The organism is Microcoleus sp. A003_D6, from assembly GCF_036702825.1.
Lineage (GTDB): Bacteria > Cyanobacteriota > Cyanobacteriia > Cyanobacteriales > Microcoleaceae > Microcoleus.
Window position 1 is genome coordinate 1 of record NZ_JAUBWA010000033.1, and the last position, 25,014, is coordinate 25,014.

Sequence of the window (25,014 nt, forward strand, 5' to 3'; positions counted from 1 at the left end):
AATTTAATAGGTTACTCATATTCTCGTGGTAAAAAACTAACTTTCTACTATTTTACCACAAGAGTTTCTATTTTGGATATGTCTATTACAGAGTGCTTAGTTGGTCAAACCAGTAATTGCCAACCCTGTGGTAAATTGAAGGTAGAATCCCTTTATTACCAATCCTTGCCCTTTTGGGACTCCCAGCGTATCAACCTGTTTCGCTGGTTATCGATCACGATGGTTCGGATGTACCTTTGCTTTCGCTACCCATAAGCTCCTGCTCGACGGGACTCTAGAATAGGTTTTCCAGTTACCGCCTTTTCACCCCGCTTTACGGATTGATGGCTAATCGCTACCGTAGGGGTGATGCTTTCACCGCAGCACCAGCGGGATGGGACTTGAACAATGTTCTCACCCACAAGACGAACAAGTTGTCATCTAACAAGGGATTAAAGTGCGAACTCAATCCATATTGGATTACCTTGTTAGAGCCTGAAATCCCCCCATTTCTGGGTTTCTTCAGAACGAAACGCACACTGGAGCGGGATGTGTAGGATTCTTCATGTACGATTACGGTGATTCCTACCAGCCGAGCTTTGTATTCTAACATCTCAATTAATCGAGAGTGAGGAATGCTGACAAAATTTTGGTTGGTTTGTTTACCTAGATTGATATCGGTTTTCCACTGTGCATTTTTGCCAATGACCAGCGTTCCAATTTGGTTTACTACCAAATGGTCAACAATCACACGACTAGCATGATGCAAGTAATTATCAACTTTCTGATTGCGACAGCGAGTTAATCGCTGAATTCTGGGTGAAGTTTGACGATTCCCTTTTAACTGAGATTGTAATCTGGATTTGCGTTTATTGTAGAACTGGTTAATCGATTTTAGTGGTCGCCCGTTAATCAACAAAGGGATAAATCCCGGTTGATTTGAAGTTAGCGCTGCTAAATTGCCCAGTCCTAAATCAATACTAGCCACAAGATTGTCCGAGCTGGCGGTGGACTCCTGTTCATCGTAAATGACCTCAATTACATACGAATCGCATTTGGGAACCAATCTAACTTGACAAATCTGGTTGGGATTTACCTGGGTTTTAATTAAAAAATCTGTACCCGAAAGTTTAACAATTCCTTTTTTTAGGAATTTGCTACTAATTGCTTGAATCGTGTACACAAGGATGTTTCGTCCTTTAACTTTATCTTTGTACTTCGGTAGTTTGGGGCGACCAGTGAATTTAGAAGAATCAGTTTTGTAAGCTTTGACGGCTTCAAAAAACGATTGCCAATTATTGTCTAAAACCATTAAGATTTGCTGACTAACTTTAGCAGGCATTGCCTTGTAGGCTTCATGAAATTTCATCAATCGGTTCATTTCGTTGTAATTAACATAGCCCCATCCATAAATAAAGCTCTGACGAATGACGTAATTGGCGGCATTGTAGAGGTTTTTGGACTTGAAAGCTAGTTCGTCAATTTGGGCGAAACGATGTTCCGTGGATTTGATAATGTGTCGTTCTGTTAGTTGCATTCAGAACCTCCATCTTTCAGTTCGGCGATTATTTTTTCTGTTTTCCGACTCGCACGGGGCTGCCCGTAAAGTCGAGGAGCAAAACTTGTAACTATTGCCACTAAATCTTGCATTAGTTCATCTTTCCCGTTCTCCGCTAGATTGACTATTTCTAGTTTAATTCCTAACCGAAAAAGCAATACGCTTAGGTAATTTGTACCAAAGCGAGCTAATCTATCTTTGTGTTCGACCAGTAAAATGTCGTAGTCATTTTGCTGTAACAGTGCTTCTAACTGTTTTCTGTTATCGTTTAATCCACTGCCGATCTCTTTGACATTTCTAACAATTTGATAGCCGTTAGCAATTGCGTATTCAGTGAGTTGTTCTGATTGACGATTGAGATTGTCTTTGTTTTCAGAAGACGAGACTCGGCTATAAATGGCAACTCGGTTTTTCTTGATTTGGGCCGATGATACTGGTGGCAAATAATCAACTATGATTAAACCGCTTTCTGTTTGCCGTGCCGGATGTGGTAGCTTGTTTGCTTTCCACCACCGCCATGCAGTTGTGTAACTTATGCCTATTGCTTTGGCGTAGTCAGGTAGTTTCATTTTCGATCTCCTGACTATATATTACCACGATTGCTTATAAATGCTTATAAACTTAACGAAGTTTTACAATACCGTATATAGAAGCTCTCGGCAAGTCCTTGCTGGCTCGCGACCGCATCAAAACAAACCGCTGTAGCGTTCCTCGGCCCAAGGTTCGCCCCGCCGGTGGTAGCCGTTGCGTTCCCAAAAACCGAGTTCTTCGTTTTCTGTAAACTCCAGGCCGTTAATCCATTTGGCGCTTTTCCAAGCGTACAGGTGCGGAACTACCAGCCGCATCGGGCCGCCGTGGTCTGGGGATAGTGGTTCGCCGAAGAGGGTGTGGGCGAAAAAGTTTTCTTCTCGAAGGAAGTCGGCGCGAGCAATGTTAGTCGTGTAGCCGCCGTAGCAGTGTTCCAGAACGTGCACTGCTTTCGGATCGAGTTCTATGTAGTTCATAAAATCTGTGACTTTGACTCCAGTCCACTGCACGTCGAGTTTTGACCAGCGGGTGACGCAGTGAAAATCTGCTGTAAAGTTACTTTGGGGCATGGCCTGGAAGTCCGACCAAGTGAAGGTTTTTGGTTTTGCCAATCCCCAGACTTTAAATTCCCAACTCTCAATGCTGACCGAGGGTGTATCGCCGTAGGTCAGCACGGGAAAGCCGTTGGCGAGGTGTTGACCCGGGGGGACGCGATCGCTGTTTTCTGATTCTGGCTTGCGAAAAAATTTTCCCAGCATTGATTCACCGAAAATTTGGGTCTGAAGCCCCGTCCTTCTAGGACGGCTTTACATTGAATTAAATCCCCCCACGGGGTGGAGGGGTATGGTGTCCCCTCCGAGAGGATATGGTTGTCCTCAAACACCCATTTCTGGGGTAAAGTTAGCTTCGCCAAAGTTATCGGTCGGTTTTCCAAAGCGCACGTCCTTAAACCCCTTAGAGATGTTTAACGCTTTGGTTCTAGAGCAGTGAACTAGCTACGCATTCCCTGGTAGGAGCTTTAACGCTTGCCGATAACGTAGTCTTCAAGAGACTTAGGCTGGTCAGCTACCTAAAGTTGGAGGCTCGAAGCCCCCGTACTTCAGTCGGGGGTGCTGACGCTCTACAGTAACTGACTGCAATCCTGAGTATAACTTGCAGGGATGGGCGCATCGCAATTCATCTCAAGGTAGAAAGCTTTCATCACTCCAGCAGAAAGAAAAATCCCAAAATTCTGACTGATGCCGACCTACTTCTGCCTTCGGAGAGATCCCAAGCTAAAAATTAAAAAGTATGGCTTTAGCGTATTAGTTACCTAACCTTAAATTTTATCGCAATTTATGGTGCATTTCCGAATCTTTGATGTATTGTTACAATATGCTCAAATGTCATATGTAAAAAAATTTTGATGGGGGTAAAAACCATGATCGCAAGTTGCTTGATTCCGTTGACAGTCTGCTTGATTGCTGGGTGGGTGACTGCCGGGACTGACAACAGGACGCTAGACGGGATTCCGGCTCCCATAGCTGCAATTATTGGAGTGTGTTCGTTAATTTGGTTTCTGGTCGTGTGTCCTTGGCCTGTTCAACTCGCTCTAGTCTTGGCGGTGCTGGTTTTGGGCAAAGCTTACCTGCAAGATATTTTGAATGTAGGCTAAATTTTCAGCGCTAGCGCTCCTATGATTGGGGGAGCGCGATCGGGTGATCTACGTTGTTGAAATTTTCGGTATTTGTTTGGCTAGCTTCTAGAGTGGGTCACAACGGCGAAAACAACCCGAGCATTGGTGAAAGTCAATTTACATATTTCGGTTAAAAATTAGAACATAAAGATCGACCGAGAAACCCGGTTTATCTAAGATAAACCGGATTTATCGGAGGCTGAAATTTTCACATATCCCGCAAGACTTGTTTAGAACTTAGGCACTCGGAACCCAAGAAACCGGATTTATGAGTCCAGGACTGTTGCTGTATGTGCGTAAAATGGCGAGCTGTTAAATTGGCAAGCGATTGATATCTTTATTAGAACCAACTACTACCATCACCTCGCCCTTGCTCAATCGTTCGTTTGGCTGCGGATTGATCTCGAACTTGTCGGTGCGACCGACTGCTAGCAAGTTCAAACCATACCTGCGCCGGAGATCCAAATCCGAAATTGTTTTACCGTCAAACTTTTCCGGAACGAGCAACTCAACTATGCTGTGATCTGGGTCGAGGTCAAAGCGTTCTAAAATGCTGGGTTTTGTAAGAATTCGGGCCAAAGAGCAGCCCATTTCTCGTTCGGGAAAAACCACATGATCTGCGCCGACTTTTTGCAAGATTTTCAAGTGAGTTTCCGAGGAAGCTTTGGCTATTACGTGATTTACCCCGCCTTCCTTAAGATTTAGGGTGGTGGTAATGCTTTCTGCTAAGTAATTGCCGATCGCCACAATCACTGTTTCAAATTCAAATATACCCGCTCCCCTAAGAGCGCTAGGCTCAGTAGAATCTAACTGCACAACGTGAGCAGCTATACGATCGTTCAAAGCTTGAGTTACTTTTTTTTCGTCGGTGTCAACCCCGAGGACTTCGTAACCCAAGTCATGCAGGGTCGAACACACAGCTTTGCCGAATCGTCCCAAACCAATAACTGCAAACTGCTTGTTTTCGGCGCGCAAACTGCGAAAAAAATTTAAAGATGACAGGTTCACTGAATATCCAGCGCTGAGCGTCTTGCTGTTTAAATTTTAGCAGAGACAGCGCCGCCTCCTTTTGATTTGTAGGTAAGTTGTAAAAGTAGATTTGGGTTGTCACCCATTGTTTAGATTATCAGCAACTAGGCAGGATTTTTTTTATCCAACTAACAAACTTTCCTCAGCATACTTAAAAGGCCTGGGTTTTGGGTCGCCGAGTGCAGCACTCATCAGCAGCAGCACCCCAACTCTACCTACATACATTGTAGCAATCAAAACCAACTTACCGATCGCCGAAAGCGTGGGTGTAATCCCAGTGGAAAGACCGACCGTGGCAAAAGCTGAAACTGCTTCATACAGGGCTGCGATAAATTCTACTTGGGGATTGGTCAGCTCGATTAAAATTGCAGATGTGAACGCGACCAACAGGGAACCGAAGACTACGCTAATGGTTTTCAGAATCATTGCTGGCGGGATTTGACGCTGATAGCACTCCACATCTTCCTGGCCTTCGAGAACTGCTGCGGTACAGCAAAACAATATCCTAAAAGTTGTGGTTTTGATTCCGCCGCCGGTGCTGCCAGGACTGGCGCCGATAAACATCAGCGCGATAGTCAGAAATAGCGAGGCTTCGGTCATTTGGCCAATGCTAATTGTATTGAACCCCGCCGTCCGGGGAGTAACAGATTGAAACCAAGCTGCCATCAGCTTTTGAGGAAAATTTAGAGAGCCGAAAGTGTCTGGGTTGTCGTATTCCAGCACCAAAAAGGCTAGCGTTCCTAAAATTAAAAGGACCGCCGTTGTAGTGGTGACGACTTTGAAATTTAGGGAAAAAACTGTGCAAATCTGGCTTTTGTTGAAGCGATCGCGCAGCCACAGGTACATTTCCATAATTACTTGATAGCCGATTCCGCCAAATATGATTAAACCGCTGACTGTGAAGTTAACCATAGGCGAACTGATGTAGCCGATCAAATTATCTGAATAGATGCTAAAACCGGCGTTGTTAAAGGAATTAACGCTGTGAAAGATAGCAGACCACACGCCCTCTTTAAATCCGTATTCTGGGACAAAAACTGACATCAGCAAAAACACTCCAGTTAATTCAAACAAAATGGTTGTTGCTAGAATTGACTGCACGAGTTGCAATACGCCGGCTAGTCCAGGTTTGTCAAGAGATTGTTGCAGGGCAATTTTGTCTTTCAAGCAAAAGTGGCGGCCCAATAACAGCAGTAAGAAAGTCGTGGCTGTCATGTAGCCCAAGCCTCCTATTTGCACGAGCAAAAGTAGGCACAGTTGCCCCCAAAAAGAGTAATATTTTCCGACATCAACTACCGATAAGCCGGTGACGCAGACAGCGGAAGTAGAGGTAAACAGTGCTGTTATTGGATCGCTCCAAGTTCCATCTATTGTGGAAAAGGGCATCATCAGTAATAGAGCACCTGCGGTGATGACGGCGAGAAAGCCCAAGCAAATGGTTCGCGAGACAGTCATTCGATTTTAGATTTTAGATTTTAGATTTTAGATTTGAGAGGGAATCCACAAATAGATTTGAGATTTGAGAGGGAACCGACAAATAGATCGTCGGGCTTGAAATCAGAACATCTCTGTCTGGCGAGTACCTGCGGTCGATCGAACTCAATCGGCAAATTCTATGACAACAGCGGGAAAATAACGGTAGAATTCCTTTAATAACTTGCGATCCGGCGATGACATCAACACTTTACCAGCAAATTCAGCAACTTTACGACGCTTCTAGCGGTTTGTGGGAGCAGGTGTGGGGCGAACATATGCACCACGGTTACTACGGCCCGGATGGCAATTTGAAAAAAGAGCGCCGACAGGCTCAGATAGATTTGATAGAAGAACTGCTGGGCTGGGCTGGAGTACCGTCAGAGAAGGCACTCTGTGAATCTTACCGCATTCTCGATGTCGGTTGCGGGATCGGCGGCAGCACGCTTTATTTGACCGAAAAGTTTAGTTCGATCGCTCAAAATAATTTAAAGTTGGATGGCGGGGTCGATCGAGATTTTAGCTTTTCGCCCGAACAAACTAAAACGGGCGCTAGCGTTACAGCGACCGGGATTACTCTGAGTCCGGTACAGGCCAACAGAGCGACCGAACGCGCTAAAATTGCTGGCATGGAAAGCAATGTGAATTTTTTGGTGGCCGATGCTTTGAATATGCCTTTTCCTGACGAGTCATTCGACTTGGTTTGGTCGCTCGAAAGTGGCGAACATATGCCAGACAAAATTAAGTTTTTGCAGGAATGCTGCCGCGTCCTCAAGCCGGGAGGAACTTTGATTTTGGCAACTTGGTGTCACCGCCCAGTGGGAGAAACGGCGGGAGAATTAACTGATGAAGAGAGAAAGGAATTGGCAGAAATTTACCGGGTTTATGCTTTGCCTTACGTGATTTCTTTGCCGGAATACGAGGATATTGTCCGCAGTTTGCCTTTGACAAGTATTCGCAGCGCTGATTGGTCAAAAGCTGTTGCTCCTTTTTGGGATGTGGTGATCGATTCTGCTTTTACTCCGAGCGCGATTTGGGGTTTGCTGACGAGCGGTTGGACGACGATTCAAGCTGCACTTGCTCTCGGATTGATGAGCCGCGGATATCAGCGCGGATTGATTCGTTTCGGGCTGATTTGTGCTGTAAAATAACAGGGATAGATCGGAGAAGTTTTGAGTTTTGAGTTGATGAGTAAGGTGCGCATTGCGCACCCTACAGAATATTATTTGTTTGGTGCGGGTGTGAGATTTATGGGCAACGATTCGATTGGCAAGTCTTGGAGTGATAAAAATGGCTCGGCTCCGCAAAGCTGGGTGAGCGCATTGTGGGAGTTTTCTCGACCCCACACAATTGTGGGCACTACGTTGAGCGTGCTGGCTTTGTACGCGATCGCCCAAAGCGCTCGGTTGTTTGTGAATCCTGTATTTTTGCCCCTAGCTTTTGCTTGGTTGTCCTGCATTTGCGGCAATATTTATATTGTGGGATTGAACCAGTTAGAAGATGTTGAAATTGATAAAATCAATAAGCCGTATTTGCCGATCGCCTCGGGAGTGTTTTCTCGGAAAACCGGAGAATTAATTGTTGCCACTGCGGGTATTATAGCAATTTTGATTGCTGTTTTGCAAGGCCCGTTTTTGCTGGCTACAGTTGGCGTTAGTTTGGCGATCGGGACTGCTTATTCTCTGCCGCCAATTCGGCTGAAACGGTTTCCTTTTTGGGCGGCGCTGTGCATTTTTACGGTGCGGGGCGCGATCGTAAATTTAGGGTTATTTTTGCACTTTAATTGGGTGTTGGGTTTGGGAGGGGCAAAAAGCGCTTTTTCGGGCTGGAGTTTGAAGAGTGTGTCTTTTGAGATTCCTGCGGAAGTTTGGGTGCTGACGGCTTTTGTTGTGGTGTTTACGTTTGCGATCGCCATTTTTAAAGATATCCCCGACATGGAGGGCGACAAGCAATACAATATTACTACGTTTACGATCGAGCTGGGCAAGCCGGCCGTCTTTAATTTATCTCGCTGGGTGTTGACGGTTTGCTATTTGGGCGCGACTTTGGCGGGAGCAGTCGTATTGTCTAATGTTAATTTAGTGTTTCTGGCAGTTTCTCATTTGGTGGCTTTGGGTTTGATGTGGTTTTGGAGTGCGAAAGTTGATTTGGAGGCTCAAACAGAAATTGCTGCATTTTATCAGTTTATCTGGAAGTTGTTTTTCTTAGAATATTTGATTTTTCCCGCAGCTTGTTTGTTGGGGTAGAAGGGGGAGAAGGAAGAAGGAAGAAGGAAGAAGGAAGAAGGAAGAAGGAAGAAGGAAGAAGGAAGAAGGAAGGGGGAAGGGGAAAGAAGGAAGAAGGAAGAAGGAAGAAGGAAGAAGGAAGAAGGAAGGGGGAAGGGGGAAGAAGGAAGAAGGAAGGAATAGTTAACATAATTAGAACAAGTTGGCAATTAGCAGTTAGCGAACTCCCAAACAACAAAGACAACTATGGCTTCTAAAAAAAAATCGCGAAAATCTGCCTGCAAATTGGGTGCAGAAGAATCTTTGAAAGTAGCTTGGGAACATCACCAAGCGGGACGTTTGTTAGAAGCTGAAAATTTGTACCGGCAGATCGTAGAAGTGCAGCCGGAATCAGCAAACGTGCTGTGTTTGTTGGGAATAGCGGTTAGACAGCAGGGAAAAGTTGCGGAGGCGATCGACTTTTACGATCGGGCGATCGCCCAAAATCCCGATTTTGTAGAAGCACATTTAAACAAGGCTCAGGTTTTGCTGGATACAGGCGAGTATCAAAGGGCGATCGCCAGTTACGAACTAATCATCAAAATACAGCCAAATTCCGCACTAGCATACAATAATTTGGGCTGGATCAAACAGCAAATCGGCGAAATAGAATCGGCAGTTTTATATTACCAAACAGCGCTCCGGCTCGACCCCAACCTGCACGAAACAGCGCACAACTTAGGACATTTATTTAAACAAAAAAATCAATTAAACGAGGCAGTCGCCTGTTATCGGCACGCTTTACAAATCAATCCAAACTTGACATATTCTCTGATGGGATTGGGAACAGTTTTGCAACAGCAGGGTAAATTAGCCGAAGCTTTCAACTGCTACCAGAAAACTGTACAACTAGAGCCAAATAATCCCGAAGCTCAGAACAATTTAGGAGCCTTTTATTACGAAGAAGGCAATACAAAAGCAGCAATTTCACACTACCAGCAAGCATTGCAACTGAAGCCGGATTTTGTGGAGGCTATTAACAACCTCGGACACGCTTTTGTCGATCGGGGGCAATTTCAAGAGGCTTTTTCTTGTCACTGTCGAGCCTTGGAATTGCAGCCCGACAACGCCGCCGCACACCTGGAATTAGCTTTAACTTTGCTATTGTTTGGAGATTATCAGCGCGGTTTTGCTGAATATGAGTGGCGGTGGCGCACTCCGCAACTACAACCGAGGCAATTTAAACAGCCGGTTTGGGATGGTTCGGATTTGCAGGGAAAAACTATTTTACTGCACGTAGAGCAAGGCTTCGGCGATTCGATTCAGTTTATTCGCTACGCGCCGATTCTTCGCAGCCGAGGCGCTAAAGTTATGGTGGCTTGCTATCCAGAACTGATGCGGTTGTTTGCGACAGTTGCCGGCATTGAATATTTATCAGTTAGTCTTGAGGGTTTGCCAGAATTTGACGTTCACGCGCCGCTGATGAGTTTGCCGCGAATTGTGGGGACAACTCTGGAAACAATACCGGCAAATGTTCCTTATTTATATCCGCCTGCTGAGTGCAAATTTGCGCTTTCTTCTGATGCAAAATTAAAAGTAGGGATTGTTTGGGCGGGGAGTCCGCAGCGCCGGAAAGACAATCACCGTTCTTGCAGATTGAGCGATTTTATTAGATTTTTGGATGTTCCGGGAATCGCTTTTTATAGTTTACAAAAAAACTTATCAGAGAGCGATCGCACTTTGTTGAACCAACACTTAGTGCCGGATTTAACTCCGCATTTGAACGACTTTGCTGATACCGCTTCGGCTATATCTCAACTGGATTTAGTCCTTAGTGTCGATACGGCTGTGGCGCACTTAGCTGGTGCTTTAGGAAAACCGGTTTGGGTGCTGCTTTCTTTTGCTCCTGACTGGCGTTGGCTGCTGGATCGTGAAGATAATCCTTGGTATCCAACTGCGAGGCTTTTTCGCCAAAGTCAGCCGGAAAGTTGGCAAGAATTGTTTGAGGAAGTACAGGCGGCTTTGAGTTTATTTGCGATCGCCAATACTGCTAGTTATTCCGAGGATTCTGCCCAGGATCAGCTTGATTTCGTTTCACTAGCAATGACTGCTAATACTAAGCCTGACCTCGATTCTGTGGCTCTCAAAATGACAGGTGCAAGCGTGGTTAAAGAGAGTAAACAAATATTTCTGAGGACGAGCGAAGGGTTAGCGGAACGCTCCACAGCTAAGCAATCGCAGGGGATTGAGACATCGGTTGCGATTGAAACGGGTGGCGAGAATCCGGTTTTTTTAGAGGATTTATTGCGGCAAGCAGAACAGTTAATGGAAACAGGCGATCGGGAAGAGGCGATCGCCCTTTATGAACAGATTATATCTATTGAGCCAAATTGCGTTCAAGCGCGGATTAATTTTGGTTTTCTCAAGCAAGAAAAGGGCGAATTAGACGCAGCTATCCCCCATTACCGAGAAGCTTTAGCTATCGATCCAAATATTCCTCAAACCGCTTACAATTTGGCAAAGATTTTTGAGGAACAAGGTCAAGTGGAAGAGGCGATCGCACATTACGAGCAAGCTCTTGTAGCTCAACCGGATTTCGTGCCCGCACTGATTAATTTAGCCGTGGCGCTGCAAGAAAAAGGTGAACTTTTAAGGGCGATCGAGCTGTACCGACGAGCGCTGGAAATTCATCCGCATAGCTGGGAAGCTTACAACAATCTGGCAACAGTGTTGCAAGAACAGGGCAATTTAGAAGATGCGCTGGAGTATTATCACAAAGCTCTAGAATTGCTGCCGGATTTTGTGGAAGCTATCAACAATTTAGGCAGGACGTTTCTGGAAAAAGGCGCGGTAGAAGATGCGATCGCCTGCTACAGACGAGCGATTCATTTAAGTCCAAATCATGCTAGCGCTCACCTGAATTTATCCTTGGCTTTGCTGTTGATGGGAGATTTGGAAAATGGTCTCGCTGAATACGAGTGGCGCTGGCAAATTAAAGAATTTCACACTGGTCATTCCTGTTTTTTGACGGGGCCGGAAAATACAGTTTCGGCGAGAGAATACCGGCCGCTATGGGACGGTTCTGATTTGGTGGGAAAGACTATTTTGCTGCACGCCGAACAAGGTTTAGGTGATTCGCTTCAGTTTATTCGCTACGCTGCGATCGTCAAAAATAAAGGCGGTAGGGTCATTGTGGGCTGTTACCCGCAATTGCACCGTTTGTTTGCAAGGGTTGATGGCATTGATTTGCTAATAGTTAAAGGCGAGCCACTGCCGGAATTTGATGTGCAAGCGCCGATGTTGAGTTTGCCGTATATTCTTGGTACAAATCTGGAAACAATACCGGCAAATACTGCTTATTTATCTCCGCCAGCGGGTGCTGAATTTGCACTTTTGCCCGATCGCACTTTAAAAGTTGGCATTGTCTGGGCGGGGAATCCAAAACACCGCAAAAACAAGCAGCGTTCGTGCAGTTTAAGTCAGTTTCTGCCGCTTTTGGATGTTTCGGGCGTAAGTTTTTACAGCTTGCAGAAAGAGGTTTCCGAGGCAGATCGCGCGCTGTTGAATCAAACGTCGATCGTAGATTTGAGCCCGCATTTTGGCGATTTTGCCGATACTGCGGCTGCGATCGCCAAACTGGATTTAGTCATTAGTGTCGATACCGCTGTCGCCCATTTGGCGGGCGCTTTGGGCAAACCAGTGTGGATTTTGCTGGCGTTTTCGCCGGATTGGCGGTGGCTGCTGGAGCGTGAAGATAGTCCTTGGTATCCGACGGCGCGGCTGTTCCGGCAGCATCAGCGGGGCGGCTGGGAGAGCGTTTTCGATCGGGTGGCGGAAGCTCTAGGCGCGGTTGCTGCTGCATTTGTGCCGTCGGATGCGGCGGATGCAGAGTTTCGGTTGGGCGTGGATTTGCAGCAGCAAGCCGATTTTGGCGCTGCGATCGAATGTTATGAGCGAGCGATCGCGATCGATCCAAATTATGCAGCCGCTCACAGCAATTTAGGCGTTGTCAAACAACAAGCGGGCAGGCTAACAGAGGCGATCGCGCACTACCGACAAGCCCTAGCAATCGACGGGAATTTGGCGGAAACTGCAAGCAATTTGGGCAGCGCGCTGGCAGAAGCAGGGGAGACTGAAGAGGCGATCGCACAATATGAGCGGGCGCTTTCTTTGAACCCGAATTGCGCGGAAGCGCTGATTAATTTGGGCCTGTTGCGGGAAGAGCAAGGGGATGTGGCAGAGGCTGTAAGCTGCTACGAGCAAGCGATTCAAGTCAATCCTAATTGCGCGGTGGCTTATTTGAATTTGGGAATTGCTTTGGAGACACAAGGGGAGGAAGCGGGCGCGAATTACGAACGGGCGATCGCGAATTACGAACGGGCGATCGCGATCGATCCAAATTATGTGGAGGCCCTGCACAACCTAGCATACGCCTCGATCCGACAGGGCAAAATTGACCGTGCGATCGCATACTACGAGCGATCAACTGCACTGCAACCGGATTTAGCAGAAACTCTGATCGGTTTGGGGAGTTCCCTGCAACAGCAAGACAAGTTAGATGAGGCTCTAGCCGTTTGCCAGCAAGCGATTCAGCAATTGCCAGCCAATGCACAGGCTCGCTGCAATCTGGGAATTGTCCTGCAAAAACAGGGCAAAATTGAAGATGCGATCGGCTGCTATCAGCAAGCTTTGAGCCTGAAACCCGATTTTCCAGAAGCTTTGAACAATCTCGGCAAAGCTTTTGAGGAAGCGGGAAAAATGGCAGAGGCGATCGATTGTTACCGTCGGGCGATCGAACTCAAACCCGGTTATATCAATCCCCTCACCAGTTTGGGAAGTGCTTTGCGCGATCGCGGCCAATTTGTAGATGCTGTCACCTGCTACAGCCAAGCAGTTAAATTCAATGTTGGGAATCCCGAATCTCACCTAAATTTAGGTTTAGCTTTGCTGCTGGCGGGAGACTTTCAGCGCGGTTTTTCCGAGTACGAATGGCGACTCCTAGTTAAAGAAAAACAGTTCCGCTCCCACAACTTTATTCAGCCACTTTGGGATGGTAAAGATTTGGATGGAAAAACTATTTTGCTTTGCCCGGAACAGGGTTTAGGCGATGCAATTCAGTTTATCCGCTACGCAGATTTAGTCAAACAAAAAGGCGGTAGGGTAGTTGTTTGGTGTTTGCCGCACTTGCAGCGCTTGTTTGCACAAGTTTCGGGAATCGATGGGTTAATAGTTAATCCAGAGGATGCGCCGGAGTTTCAAGTTCACGCGCAGCTAATGAGTTTGCCTCACCTTCTGGGAACAACTTTAGAAACTATACCGGCGAAAGTTCCTTATTTAGCTCCGCCGCCCGGTTGGGAATTTACTCTTAATCCAACTACTAATTTGAAAGTAGGGATTGTGTGGTCTGGAAATCCTAAAAATTCCCAAAATAAGGTGCGATCGTTACCCCTAAAATTATTGAGACAACTGTTAGATATTCCCGGAGCCGAATTTTATAGTTTGCAACAGGAAATGACAGCAGACGATCGCGCTTTGTTAGAGCAAATGCCCGTAACAGATTTAAGCTCTTATTTGCACGACTTGGCGGATACTGCGGCGGCAATTTCGGCTTTGGATTTAGTGATTTGTGTAGATACTTGTGTGGCACACTTGGCTGGTGCTTTGGGCAAACCCGTGTGGATTTTGCTCTGTTTGGTGCCGGATTGGCGGTGGATGTTGCAACGCGAGGATAGTCCTTGGTATCCCACGGCGCGGCTTTTTCGCCAGTCTACAGCGGGAGATTGGGAAGGAGTTTTAGAACAAGCTAGTTTGGCGCTCAGAGAAAGAATTTCTCAGCATCAGGAAGCTCAAATACTAATAGAAACTCACCCCCCTGTTGACTTAGCTCAAAAACAGTTTAATTGCGGAAATGTTCTGAAAGCGGAAGGTAGATTTTCTGAGGCGATCGCTTGTTTTAAAAATGCTTTATTTTTGCAGCCTAATTCGATAGAGGCTACCACTAATTTGGCAGTGACACTGCACCAAACAGGCAATTTAGCCGAAGCTGTCACCTATTATCAGCGTGCGATCGAAATCGACCCTAACTGCGCTCAATCCCACAATAACTTGGGTATTTTGCTGCAAGATCAAGGCAATATAATGGCTGCTATATCTTGCTTTCAAAAGGCGATCGCCCTGAATCCGATTTACGTCAAAGCTCTCAACAATCTCGGCGCGATACTCCAGCAGCAGGGCGAGTTGCCAAGTGCGATCGCCTATTTTCATCAAGCACTTTCTGTCAATTCCAATTATGCGCCAGCGCTGGTAAATTTGGGTGCGGCGATGCAAACACAATCTCAGCTAGCCGAGGCTGAACGGCTTTACGAGCGTGCAATTGAAGTAGAACCGCACAATCCTACAGCACACTATCACCTGGGAACGTTATGCTTGGCTGCGGGAAAAATAGAACAGGCAATTTCTAGCTTGGAACGAGCCATATCTTTGAACCCTAATTATCTAGAAGCTATTACTAATTTAGGCAGTGCTGTTGAACAATTAGGAGACGTGAATCGAGCAATATTGTGTTACAATAAAGCTATAGAACTTGATGCAAATTGTGTTAAAGCTCACTTCAATTTAAGCTTAGTCTTGCTGTTGACTGGGGAGTTGCCGCGCGGTTTAGCCGAATACGAGTGGCGGTGGCAAACAGAACAGGCCAAAAAATTGCCACGGTTGAATTTTGATCGACCAGTTTGGGATGGTTCAGATTTGAACGGACAAACTATTTTGCTCCGATCCGAACAAGGTTTGGGCGATGCCATTCAATTTGTGCGATACGCGGCAATTGTGCAGCAAAAAGGTGGCAAAGTAATCATTTCTTGCTATCAAGAACTGAAGCGTTTATTTAAGCAAATTCCTGGGATCGAACAAGTGGCGGTTCGGATGGATGAATTGCCAGATTTCCAAGTGCAAGCACCGCTGATGAGTTTGCCTCATATTCTGGGAACAAATTTAGAAAATATATCGGCAAATGTTCCTTATTTAGCTGCGCCACCGAATTGGCAATTTTCCCTAAATTTTGATCGCAATTTCAAAGTGGGGATTGCGTGGGCGGGAAGTTCGGAACATTTTAAGGATTTTCAGCGATCGAGCGATTTAAGCTATTTTCTGCAATTGTTAGATATTCCCGGTGTAAGTTTTTACAGTCTTCAGAAAGAAGCGTCGGCGGAAAATCGTACTTTGTTAACTCAAATTCCCGTGATAGATTTGAGCGACAATTTGAACGATTTTGCCGATACTGCGGCGGTGATATCGCAACTAGATTTAGTAATTTGTGTGGATACTGCTGTCGCGCACTTAGCCGGTGCTTTGGGTAAACCAGTATGGATTTTGCTGTGTTTTATGCCGGATTGGCGGTGGATGTTGGAACGCGAAGACAGCCCTTGGTATCCGACTGCGCGGCTGTTTCGGCAGCAAACACCGGGCGATTGGGTGGGAGTATTCGATCGGGTAAAAATAGCTTTGCAAGAGAGGGCGGGCACGGGGGCACCGCCCCTACAATCTACTCGTTCCCAGGCTCAGACTGGGAACGCAGAGCCCGAGGCTTCGCCTCGATTTTATTTATCGCCCGCACAGGTACAATTTCACATAGCAAAGGCCTTAGAAAAACAAGGTAAAAAAGCAGAGGCAGCCGCTCGTTACGAACAAGTAATTGCCGCCTCACCCAGCCACGCAGAAGCCCACAGTTATTTAGGTTATCTCAAACAGGAAAACGGGCAAATAGCCGAGGCTATTTCGCACTACAAACAAGCGCTAGAAACCAATCCCAACCTGAGCGAAACCAACTTATACTTGGGTTCTGCCCTCGAAGAACAGGGACAAGTCGTAGAGGCGATCGACTTTTATAATAAAGCAATTCAACTACGTCCCAACTCGCCAAATTGGCGCTTGAGACTAGCATTAGCTTTGCTTTTAACTGGGAATTTTGATGCGGGTTTTGCAGAGTACGAATCGCGCTGGGAAACTCAACAATTGGATCAGCGCTCTTTTGAGCAACCACTTTGGGACGGATCTGATTTGCAGGGAAAAACAATTTTATTGCACCCCGAACAAGGTTTTGGCGATACGATACAATTTATCCGCTACGCGCCTTTAGTTAAGCAAAAAGGCGGCCAAGTTGTTGTTGCTTGTCATGTCTTGCTAAAGCGTTTATTTGAAGGAATTGCCGGAGTCGATCGAGTAGGAGTCAGGCCGAGCGATTTGATAGATTTTCAAGTGCAAGCCCCCCTGCTAAGTTTGCCGCGAATTCTGGGAACGACTTTGAAAAATATACCGGCGAATATTCCTTATTTAGCTCCACCACAGGATTTTAAATTTTCCATAGAGCCGAACAATAAACTAAAAGTAGGTATTGTGTGGGCGGGCGGCCCGCTGCACCGCCATAATCATCGGCGATCGTGTAAATTGAGCGATTTTGTGAATTTTTTAGATGTTCCGGGAGTGAGTTTTTACAGTCTTCAGAAAGATTTGTCAGCGGGCGATATTACTTTATTAAATCAACAGCAAATTGAAGATTTGAGCGAATATTGCGTCGATTTTGCCGACACCGCAGCAATTATTTCGCAGCTTGATTTAGTAATTTGCGTAGATACTTCTGTGGCACATTTAGCCGGTGCTTTGGGCAAACCAGTCTGGATTTTGCTGTCTTTTGTTCCCGATTGGCGCTGGATGCTCGATCGCGAAGATAGCCCTTGGTATCCCTCTGTGCGTCTGTTTAGGCAGCAAAAAGCCGGTGATTGGGATGGAGTGTGCGATCGTATAAAAGCAGCCTTGCTAGAGAGGGCGGGCACGGGGGCACCGCCCCTACAATCTACTCGTTCCCAGACTCAGCCTGGTAACCCAAATTCTGATACTCCGCCTCAAATCCAACCCCCACAAACTCCCCCACAAATTACAGGAATCGGCATTAGTTGGCCGCTCAGCATCACCAGCGGTTGGGGAATTTACGGCCTGAATTTAACACTACAACTGCTACAAAATCCCGCCTGGGAAGTTGCACTTTTAGCACCGCCATCAATCACCTCACAATCGATGAATCCGCTGCATAAATCGCTGTTATTACCTGTAATTGAAAAGCATAAAACTTTTCAGGAATTAGTTGCAGCTAATTCCGACAAACAAATCAGTTGTAATTTTCCCGTACTTTACGCTTTGGGGAATAATTTAGCATCGTCTGGAGTTGAGAATCAAATTACCAGTCCTTGTCAAATAGGAGTCATATTTTTTGAAGACACGCGAATTACAACAGAAGCACTAGAAACAGCCAAAAAATATAGTGTGATTGTCGCCGGTTCCAACTGGAATGCCGATGTTTTGAGAAGCTGTGGCTTGACTAATGTGGCGATGGTACATCAAGGAATTGACCCAACAATTTTCCATCCTGCACCCAAATCTAATCTATTTGGCGATCGCTTCGTCATCTTCTCTGGCGGCAAATTGGAATATCGCAAAGGTCAAGATATTGTAATTGCCGCTTTCAAACGATTTCGCGCCAAACATCCAGAGGCTTTGTTACTAACAACATGGCACAACTTCTGGCCTCAGTATATGTTAGGAATCGAACAAACCGGAAACGTTGCCGGACTTCCCAATATCAACCGCGATGGAAGTTTAGGAATTTCCCAATGGTTAGCAGCTAACGGTTTGCCCGTTGACTCTTTTATCGACATCGGCTTAATTCCGAATCACCTCACCGGACAAATTTTGCGAGAAGCCGACTGCGCTGTTTTCACCAACCGCTGCGAAGGCGGCACTAATTTAGTCGCGATGGAAAGTATGGCCTGCGGAATTCCGACTATTTTATCAGCAAATACTGGTCATTTAGACTTGATATACAGCAACATTTGCTATCCTTTATCGAGTCAAGGACGAGTTAAACCGACTGCTCATTTTTCCGGTGTAGAAGGTTGGGGAGAGTCAGAGGTTGAAGAAGTTGTCGAGGCTTTGGAACAAGTTTATACTAATCGCGAACAAGCGAAAAGTCGCGGTTTAGCTGCGGCGAATTTTATGCTTGATTGGACTTGGGAAAAACAGGTTAAGCGTTTTCTTGATGTGATACTCAATGTGAGATAAGACGGCGGTTGAAACCGCGTCTACACAAACGAAGTCCGCCTTCGCGGACTAAAGAATAAAGGGGGGTAAAAAGCCAAAATTTGGTATTGTTACAGGTAATCTGCCGCACTTAATATTATTTCAACTTTTGAAACCACACTCCTGTTTCATCAATTGTATGCAGAGAAAATGACTCGCCTTTCATCCTCTCAAAATCGTGTACTGCTTGCTTGCAGCCCTCCCAGTGTCCGTAATCATCAACTTGAATAAAACCATTAGAAATCACGCTGTCATAAAGCGTATTAAATATATCCATTGTTGACTCGTACCAATCTCCATCAGCGTGCAGAAATGCTATACTTCCTATTGCTGACTTGTATTTGGGTAAAGTCTGGGCGAATAATCCCTTAACCGGTACAACAATATCTCTAACTTGCAGTAATTCACAGATTTTATCCAAATTTTCACTAATTGAAGCTTTGAGAGTTCCTTCGCCAAAACCGGTGAGATTTGCAGGTATTCCCTGATGTCGATCGATCTCCGTAGGTGCCGGCATTCCTTCAAAGGTATCAAAAGCATACAGCACTCTCGGACGGCGACTGTAATGTTTAATTACAAATGCCATTAAGGCTGCCGATCCGCCTTTACAAGTTCCACATTCTACAAAATTTCCCGGCACATCTTCCACACATATTTGCTTTGCCAAACAATAAAGAGAAAACAGTCTCGATTCGCTAAGTAGCGTATAGGGGCGAACCGTTGACAAAATATTTTTAAAGTTGGTAGGAAAAGTTTGCGGTGACGATTTGCTGCTTTGAATAATGGTCTGTGATTTTTGCTGTTGTAACGTTGGCATTTTTTGTTTAGGAAACTCTTTGCTAACGGGCATACCGCTGACTGAATAACCTTGCAAATGTGCTGGCAACTCCCAGGAAATATTGGGGTCTGGTTGATGTTTTACAGGCTCGACATTGCCCCGCCAAGCAGCACCCATAATTTGCATTGTTTGATAAATTACTGTATTCCATCCCCTTTCTTTCAAGTAATCTAAACCTTTAGCAACATCGGGAGCAACTAAATCGTGAAATAAAATTATCGCATCTGCCTCGGCAAATTTTTCACTGACAATTGCGTCATTTAACGGCCCCGCTCCTCCGTGTTCTCCGTCAATAAAAATTAACGACCATTTGCGGTTGAATTGAGTGGCAAATTCTTCGACTCTTTGGGGGCTGTAGCCAGGTATTAGCTCGACTGATGTTTGAACGCCAGACGCATTTAGAGCGCCTTGAATTGAATCGATGACGCTTTGTCTGATGTCTTCTCTTTCTAATAGCGGATCGACGACATCTAAGGCAACTCCTGCGAGGGCTAAATGACAGGCTGACCAACCCAGCCAGCAGCCGATTTCTAATGCTTTTTTACCTTTGAATTGCAGAGCAGTATTGTAAAGAATGTGTGCTTCGTCGCGATTCAAAAACCCGATGAATGGATGGCGCCGGTCTGCATACCAATTATGCGGGATTTCCCGGCGCAAATAAGGCCAATTACTCGCATTTGGATCGGCAACAATCATATTGGGAAAATAGGAGTCAGGTATAATTATTTGGAATCCTGGGGAAATATAATCCCCTGGTTGTAATAAATTATTTTTGCTAAGTTCAGGTTGTTGGTAAGTCATTTTGGGTTCTTGAAATATTTGTATTGCTTCCTGTTTTTTAGGTTGATAACGGACGCTAATTTCCAGTATATCGCCATCAGTTGCCATCAATTGTACTCGGTCAAACTGCTGGCGGCCAGCTAAATGCAAAATGCCGATCGCCTCCTGCGGCAAGTACGGCTCCACAAAACAGCCTCGCTGCTTGTCCCAAACCGGAAAACCGTTGAATATCCAATTGCACCAAGCTGGGAGCATTTCAGTGAAATTGAATAATTCACCACTGTAAACAGCTAGGTTTAGGGCAAATTGATCTGTCATGACACAGCCGGATTTTTGCAATCCTCGATCTAGTTTTTCCGCCCATATTTCCCAGTGCAAAGCATCTTTTCGGAGAGCAAAAACTCCGGCATTTAAGATAGGATAACTGTATAATTGATTGGCAACTTCTTCACCAAAGTTAGCTTCGTATTGCTGATAAACCCACTGCCAAAACTGAGGAAGTTGCCCGTACTGCTGCAAGCTCGCCCTGTGAACTTCGGGAACAATTGCCAGTCCCCGGCGCGATGCTCCTTCAACAAACAAATCAATGGCTCTCCAGTCTTGAACCCAAGCATCTGCATCAATCCAAAGGTATATATCAAAATTGGGAAAGTATTTTCGCAAACAAGGTCTAACTAATAGTCCTTTTAAATGTTCGGGAGCTTCATTTTTGCCGGGAAAGTCAAAGTCCCAATCGGGCTTTTGAATGATATTAACTTGTGTTTCCAGCCACTGCAACTGTTCGGGAGTGCAGCCGAGATCGAAAAAGCCGATCGCCACATTAGCCCCCTCTGGTTTTTCTCGCACCGATAAAATAGTGCCTCGCACCAGTTCAAAGTAATTTGCATCGGCGGCCGTGATGATGATAATCTGCATAAATATAGGATTTCTGGTTAAGGAATGGGCGTTGGGGAATGGGCATCGGGCATTGGGCATCGGGCATTGGGCATTGGTTATTTGTTATTTCATAATTGCTCATTCTTCCTTCTTCCTTCTTCCTTCTTCCTTCTTCCTTAAATTATACTATTGAGGAGGACTTATGAAAAACTACAAAGGGAAAGTTTATCTAGTTGGTGCGGGGCCGGGAGATTGTGACTTGATGACAGTGCGATCGCAAAAACTGCTATCCCAAGCCGAAGTCTTAATCTACGACGCTCTCATCGATATCCCCCAACTCGAATTAATCCCAGCAACTTGTCTCAAAATCGAAGTCGGAAAACGCGGCGGCAAACCATCGACTCAACAGCAAGAAATCAACCGTTTGCTGGTAGAACACTGCAAGTTAGGCAAACAAGTAATCCGCCTCAAAAGCGGCGATCCGTTTATTTTTGGTCGCTCCAGTTCGGAAATTCAAGCATTGATCGCAGCGGGCTGCGAGTTTGAAGTAATACCCGGAATTTCATCAGCATTAGCCGCACCTTTACTAGCAGGAATTCCCCTGACAGATCCGGTGATGAGCCGCTGTTTTGCAGTAATGAGCGCCCACGAGCCGGATGCTCTGGAATGGGAAGCATTAGTGCAGATAGAAACTTTGGTAATATTGATGGGAGGGCGAAATCTGAGCGAGATAGTCTGGCAATTGCAAAAGCACGGACGATCGCCCAAAACTCCGATCGCAATTATCCGAGATTGCGGCCGCCCCGAACAGCAAATCTGGCTCGGCACTCTCTCCGACATCGTACAGCAAACAGCAGGTCAATCTCTGTCGCCTTGCGCGATAATAATTGGGGAAGTAGTCAGATTGCGCGAATATTTAATCCAGCCAGAAAGCACAAACATGAGCGATACATTAGTCACCGCTAACCACAGCCAATTGCCGCTAGCAGGAAAAACCATTTTAGTCACGCGATCGGCTTCTCAGTCGGCTGAATTTAGCGATCGACTCCAGCAACAAGGAGCCCGCGTTATCGAAATGCCCGCCTTGGTAATTGGGCCACCTTCGAGTTGGGAACCATTAGACAGCGCGATCGCACAATTGTCAAGCTTTCACTGGTTAATTCTTACATCTCACAACGCTGTAGACTGCTTTTTTCAACGATTGCAAGCAAAAGGCAAAGACGCCCGCAGCTTGTTTGGCATTAAAATCGCAGTTGTCGGGAAAAAAACAGCAGAAAGTTTGCGATCGCACTCTCTAAAACCAGACTTTATCCCCCCCAACTTTGTCGCCGATTCCCTAGTCGAGAACTTCCCCGACAACTTGCAAAACTGCAAAATCCTATTTCCCAGAGTAGAAAGCGGCGGCAGAGAAGTTTTAGTTAAAGAATTTACCGCCAAAGGAGGGCAAGTAATAGAAGTGCCAGCTTACCAATCTTGCTGTCCCGAAACTATCGACCCCATCGCCCTCTCCGCACTCGAAAATCAAGCCGTAAATATCATAACTTTTGCAAGTTCCAAAACCGTTCAAAATTTTTGCAAGCTCATAGAACCAAGCCCGGAATTGTCCCGATCTCAGGATTGGCTAACAAATGTTTGCATCGCTTCCATCGGGCCGGAAACTTCTAAAAGTTGCTATAATTTATTGGGTAAGTTAGATGTGGAAGCCAAAGAATATACCTTAGATGGATTGACTGAGGCGATCGTTGAGTGGGTGGCAGTATATCAAAAATTACCCGGCGGTTGAAACCGCGCAATTTACGGGGACACTAAAAAATCACTCGGCGGTTGAAACTGTGGCTACAAAAACTTTCGTCCGCGCAACGCGAAACTAAGAAGGGGAGATAAGCTGCCAAAAGGTTGTAAGATAATTAGGAGGAAACATGACTACAAAAGAACAGATTCTTCAAGAATTAGATCGAGTCCCCGAATCCGCAATGGAAGAAGTGCTTGAGTTTGTCCTCACTTTACAGACAAAGCACAGCACTCAAACCCAAAAAAGCGATGTTTGGAAAGCCTATTTAGCATCTAAAAAAGAACGAGAGGAGGTTTACCGTCGCCTTGCAAACTCCTAAATTTATATCTTTAGAGGAAGTGCTAGAACTTCATGACGACCAAATTTCTAGCTTTGGCGGCACTTCCGGCGTTAAAGACGAAGGTTTGTTAGAGTCGGCTTTGGCTCAACCGCAAGCAACTTTTGGCGGTCAATTGTTGCATCCGACAATTGCCGCACAAGCTGCTGCTTATCTCTACCACATAGCGATGAATCATCCGTTTATTGACGGTAACAAGCGATCGGCTTTTGCGGTGATGGATACCTTTTTGCGTTTGAATGGTTGCGCTCTGAATTTGACGGACGATGAAGTATTTGATTTAGTTATGCGAGTCGCACGGGGAACCATGACTAAGGAAGAACTAACCACCGAGTTCGAGTCATGTATTTTTGAGCTTTAATAAGTAAGTTGGGCAGCCTTCATTGAGATTAAGTAAGGTGCGGCGTACTCACGCTACATTGAAATAGCGAATCGCGGAACAAAAAAGCGAGTAAAATTATCACTAAAGAACAAAGCCGATCGCATCAAGCGTCAAATCACCAATAAAACTAAAAACAAAAAAGCACAAACCGCCGATCGCCCTTTCTTCCCGAAATCCCGCTACCCAACTACTAATTAGCAATAGCCATGAATATAAATTTTTCTCGTTACGACACCTTAACCACCCTGCTAGCAGGAACTACCGCAGCCTTAACTATAGTCATCAGCCAGCCCGCTCACGCCAAAACTCCCCAAGACGTCGCCAACATTGCCGGGCCGCTGACAGTACAAATCAACAGTTCCCTAGGAGACGGTTCAGGTGTAATTATTGCCAAAAACGGCAAAACTTACACAGTTTTAACAGTCAACCACGTCGTAGAAAAAGCAGACGTAAAATACACCGTTCGCACGTCGATCGGCAAAAACTATCAAGCAACCGCAGTCACCCGCTTGCAAACAGCCACAACAGATCCGGATTTAGCCGTAGTCAAATTTGAAAGCCCCGAAGAATATCCAGTCGCGACGATCGCAGATTCCGATTTAGCCGTCATCGGCACTCAAATCTTCGTTTACGGCTATCCCGCTACCGGCGGACTTTTCGGCGCCGAACGAGAACCCGAACTCTCTCCCGGACTCGTTACCAGCCGCCCGCGCAACCGCCCGGAAGGTTACACTTTGCGGTATCAAGCCGTAACTTGGAGCGGCATGAGCGGCGGCCCTGTTTTTGACTCCGAAGGCCGAGTCATCGGTTTACACGGACAAGGGGAATTCGGTTTTGCTCAAACCAGTTCCGGCGAAGTCGCCCCGATTAAAACTGGATTTAATGCAGCAGTTCCAATCAATACATTTATCGCGAAGCTAGTGGCGGCGGGAATGAACAAATCCGAGTTGAAAGTAGACAATACTCCTGCAACGATCGGCCCCGTATCCACCATCAATCCGCAAGATGCCCAAGCCTATTATTTTCGAGGACTTTCGCTGTTAGATCGAGGAGATGCTTGGGAGGCGATCGCCGATTTCAACAGAGCACTGGCTTTCAAGCCAAAATATACCCCTGAATTGTATTTTAATATCGGTAATGCCCGCACTTTCATCACCGCCGGCTTGCCCAAACCCGAAACCACCCGCGGCCCAGACCCTATTCAAGCGTATACGCTGGCGATCGATGCCAATCCCGGTTTTGCCGACGCTTACTACAACCGAGCTTTAGCTTACCTGGACAACAAAGACCAACCGAAAGCAATTGCCGACTTTGAAAAAGCAGCAGAACTTTACAAGCAAGGCGGAAGAACCAGCGCCTATCAAGACGCGCTCAACAGAATCAAACAATTGCAGTAGAATTATAAGTTAAGAGTTAAGAATTAAAAATGGAATTA

14 protein-coding genes and 1 pseudogene are annotated in these 25,014 nt (G+C 45.9%); 9 read left to right on the forward strand and 6 right to left on the reverse strand.

Features of this window, described 5'->3' with window-relative positions; genetic code table 11:
- Positions 1–517: 517 nt before the first annotated feature.
- The 3 genes and pseudogenes from QUB70_RS11675 to QUB70_RS11685 all read right to left on the reverse strand — a co-directional run.
- Positions 518–1,516 (reverse strand): annotated as a pseudogene (locus tag QUB70_RS11675) (RNA-guided endonuclease InsQ/TnpB family protein); the annotation flags it as partial.
- Positions 1,507–2,106: an IS607 family transposase gene (locus tag QUB70_RS11680; protein ID WP_332979977.1), complete on the reverse strand. Its 600-nt coding sequence runs from the start codon at positions 2,104–2,106 to the stop codon at positions 1,507–1,509. The pseudogene QUB70_RS11675 and the gene QUB70_RS11680, both read right to left, overlap by 10 nt.
- Before the next feature lie 117 nt (positions 2,107–2,223).
- Positions 2,224–2,823 (reverse strand): sulfite oxidase-like oxidoreductase, encoded by a 600-nt coding sequence (locus tag QUB70_RS11685; RefSeq protein ID WP_332980436.1) that lies wholly within the window; start codon positions 2,821–2,823, stop codon positions 2,224–2,226.
- A gap of 662 nt (positions 2,824–3,485) precedes the next feature.
- On the opposite strand from QUB70_RS11685, the gene QUB70_RS11690 reads away from it, so the two are divergent.
- On the forward strand, positions 3,486–3,719 hold the full coding sequence (locus QUB70_RS11690; protein ID WP_332980437.1) for a hypothetical protein: 234 nt from the start codon (positions 3,486–3,488) through the stop codon (positions 3,717–3,719).
- Between the two features lie 333 nt (positions 3,720–4,052).
- Here QUB70_RS11690 and QUB70_RS11695 read toward each other — a convergent pair whose 3' ends face one another.
- Together QUB70_RS11695 and QUB70_RS11700 are read right to left on the reverse strand one after the other, a co-directional pair.
- Positions 4,053–4,748 (reverse strand): potassium channel family protein, encoded by a 696-nt coding sequence (locus QUB70_RS11695; protein ID WP_332980438.1) that lies wholly within the window; start codon positions 4,746–4,748, stop codon positions 4,053–4,055.
- Between the two features lie 141 nt (positions 4,749–4,889).
- Positions 4,890–6,224 (reverse strand): TrkH family potassium uptake protein, encoded by a 1,335-nt coding sequence (locus QUB70_RS11700; protein WP_332980440.1) that lies wholly within the window; start codon positions 6,222–6,224, stop codon positions 4,890–4,892.
- 215 nt (positions 6,225–6,439) lie between these two features.
- Here QUB70_RS11700 and QUB70_RS11705 point away from each other — a divergent pair, with 215 nt between their 5' ends.
- The 4 genes from QUB70_RS11705 to QUB70_RS11720 all read left to right on the forward strand — a co-directional run bounded on the left by QUB70_RS11705 (position 6,440) and on the right by QUB70_RS11720 (position 18,556).
- Complete coding sequence (locus QUB70_RS11705) at positions 6,440–7,393, forward strand: methyltransferase domain-containing protein (protein WP_332980442.1); 954 nt, start codon at positions 6,440–6,442, stop codon at positions 7,391–7,393.
- A 99-nt stretch (positions 7,394–7,492) separates the two neighbouring features.
- A complete protein-coding gene (locus QUB70_RS11710) occupies positions 7,493–8,488 on the forward strand; it encodes a homogentisate phytyltransferase (protein WP_442927771.1) in 996 nt (331 codons plus the stop codon).
- Positions 8,473–8,724, forward strand: a complete 252-nt coding sequence (locus QUB70_RS11715) for a hypothetical protein (protein WP_332980445.1) — start codon at positions 8,473–8,475, stop codon at positions 8,722–8,724. Before QUB70_RS11710 ends, QUB70_RS11715 begins: the two co-directional genes overlap by 16 nt.
- On the forward strand, positions 8,714–18,556 hold the full coding sequence (locus QUB70_RS11720) for a tetratricopeptide repeat protein (RefSeq protein ID WP_332980447.1): 9,843 nt from the start codon (positions 8,714–8,716) through the stop codon (positions 18,554–18,556). The genes QUB70_RS11715 and QUB70_RS11720 overlap by 11 nt, the downstream gene beginning before the upstream one ends.
- Before the next feature lie 115 nt (positions 18,557–18,671).
- Here the strand turns inward: QUB70_RS11720 and QUB70_RS11725 are convergent, their stop codons facing one another.
- A complete protein-coding gene (locus QUB70_RS11725) occupies positions 18,672–21,107 on the reverse strand; it encodes a class I SAM-dependent methyltransferase (RefSeq protein ID WP_332980449.1) in 2,436 nt (811 codons plus the stop codon).
- Between the two features lie 163 nt (positions 21,108–21,270).
- Here QUB70_RS11725 and cobA point away from each other — a divergent pair, with 163 nt between their 5' ends.
- The 4 genes from cobA to QUB70_RS11745 all read left to right on the forward strand — a co-directional run bounded on the left by cobA (position 21,271) and on the right by QUB70_RS11745 (position 24,976).
- Positions 21,271–22,851, forward strand: coding sequence for a uroporphyrinogen-III C-methyltransferase (gene cobA, locus QUB70_RS11730; RefSeq protein ID WP_332980450.1), 1,581 nt, complete (start codon positions 21,271–21,273; stop codon positions 22,849–22,851).
- A gap of 136 nt (positions 22,852–22,987) precedes the next feature.
- Positions 22,988–23,179 (forward strand): DUF2281 domain-containing protein, encoded by a 192-nt coding sequence (locus QUB70_RS11735; protein ID WP_332980451.1) that lies wholly within the window; start codon positions 22,988–22,990, stop codon positions 23,177–23,179.
- A complete protein-coding gene (locus QUB70_RS11740) occupies positions 23,166–23,558 on the forward strand; it encodes a type II toxin-antitoxin system death-on-curing family toxin (protein WP_332980452.1) in 393 nt (130 codons plus the stop codon). The genes QUB70_RS11735 and QUB70_RS11740 overlap by 14 nt, the downstream gene beginning before the upstream one ends.
- A gap of 227 nt (positions 23,559–23,785) precedes the next feature.
- Complete coding sequence (locus QUB70_RS11745; protein ID WP_332980453.1) at positions 23,786–24,976, forward strand: tetratricopeptide repeat-containing serine protease family protein; 1,191 nt, start codon at positions 23,786–23,788, stop codon at positions 24,974–24,976.
- Positions 24,977–25,014 lie beyond the last annotated feature (38 nt).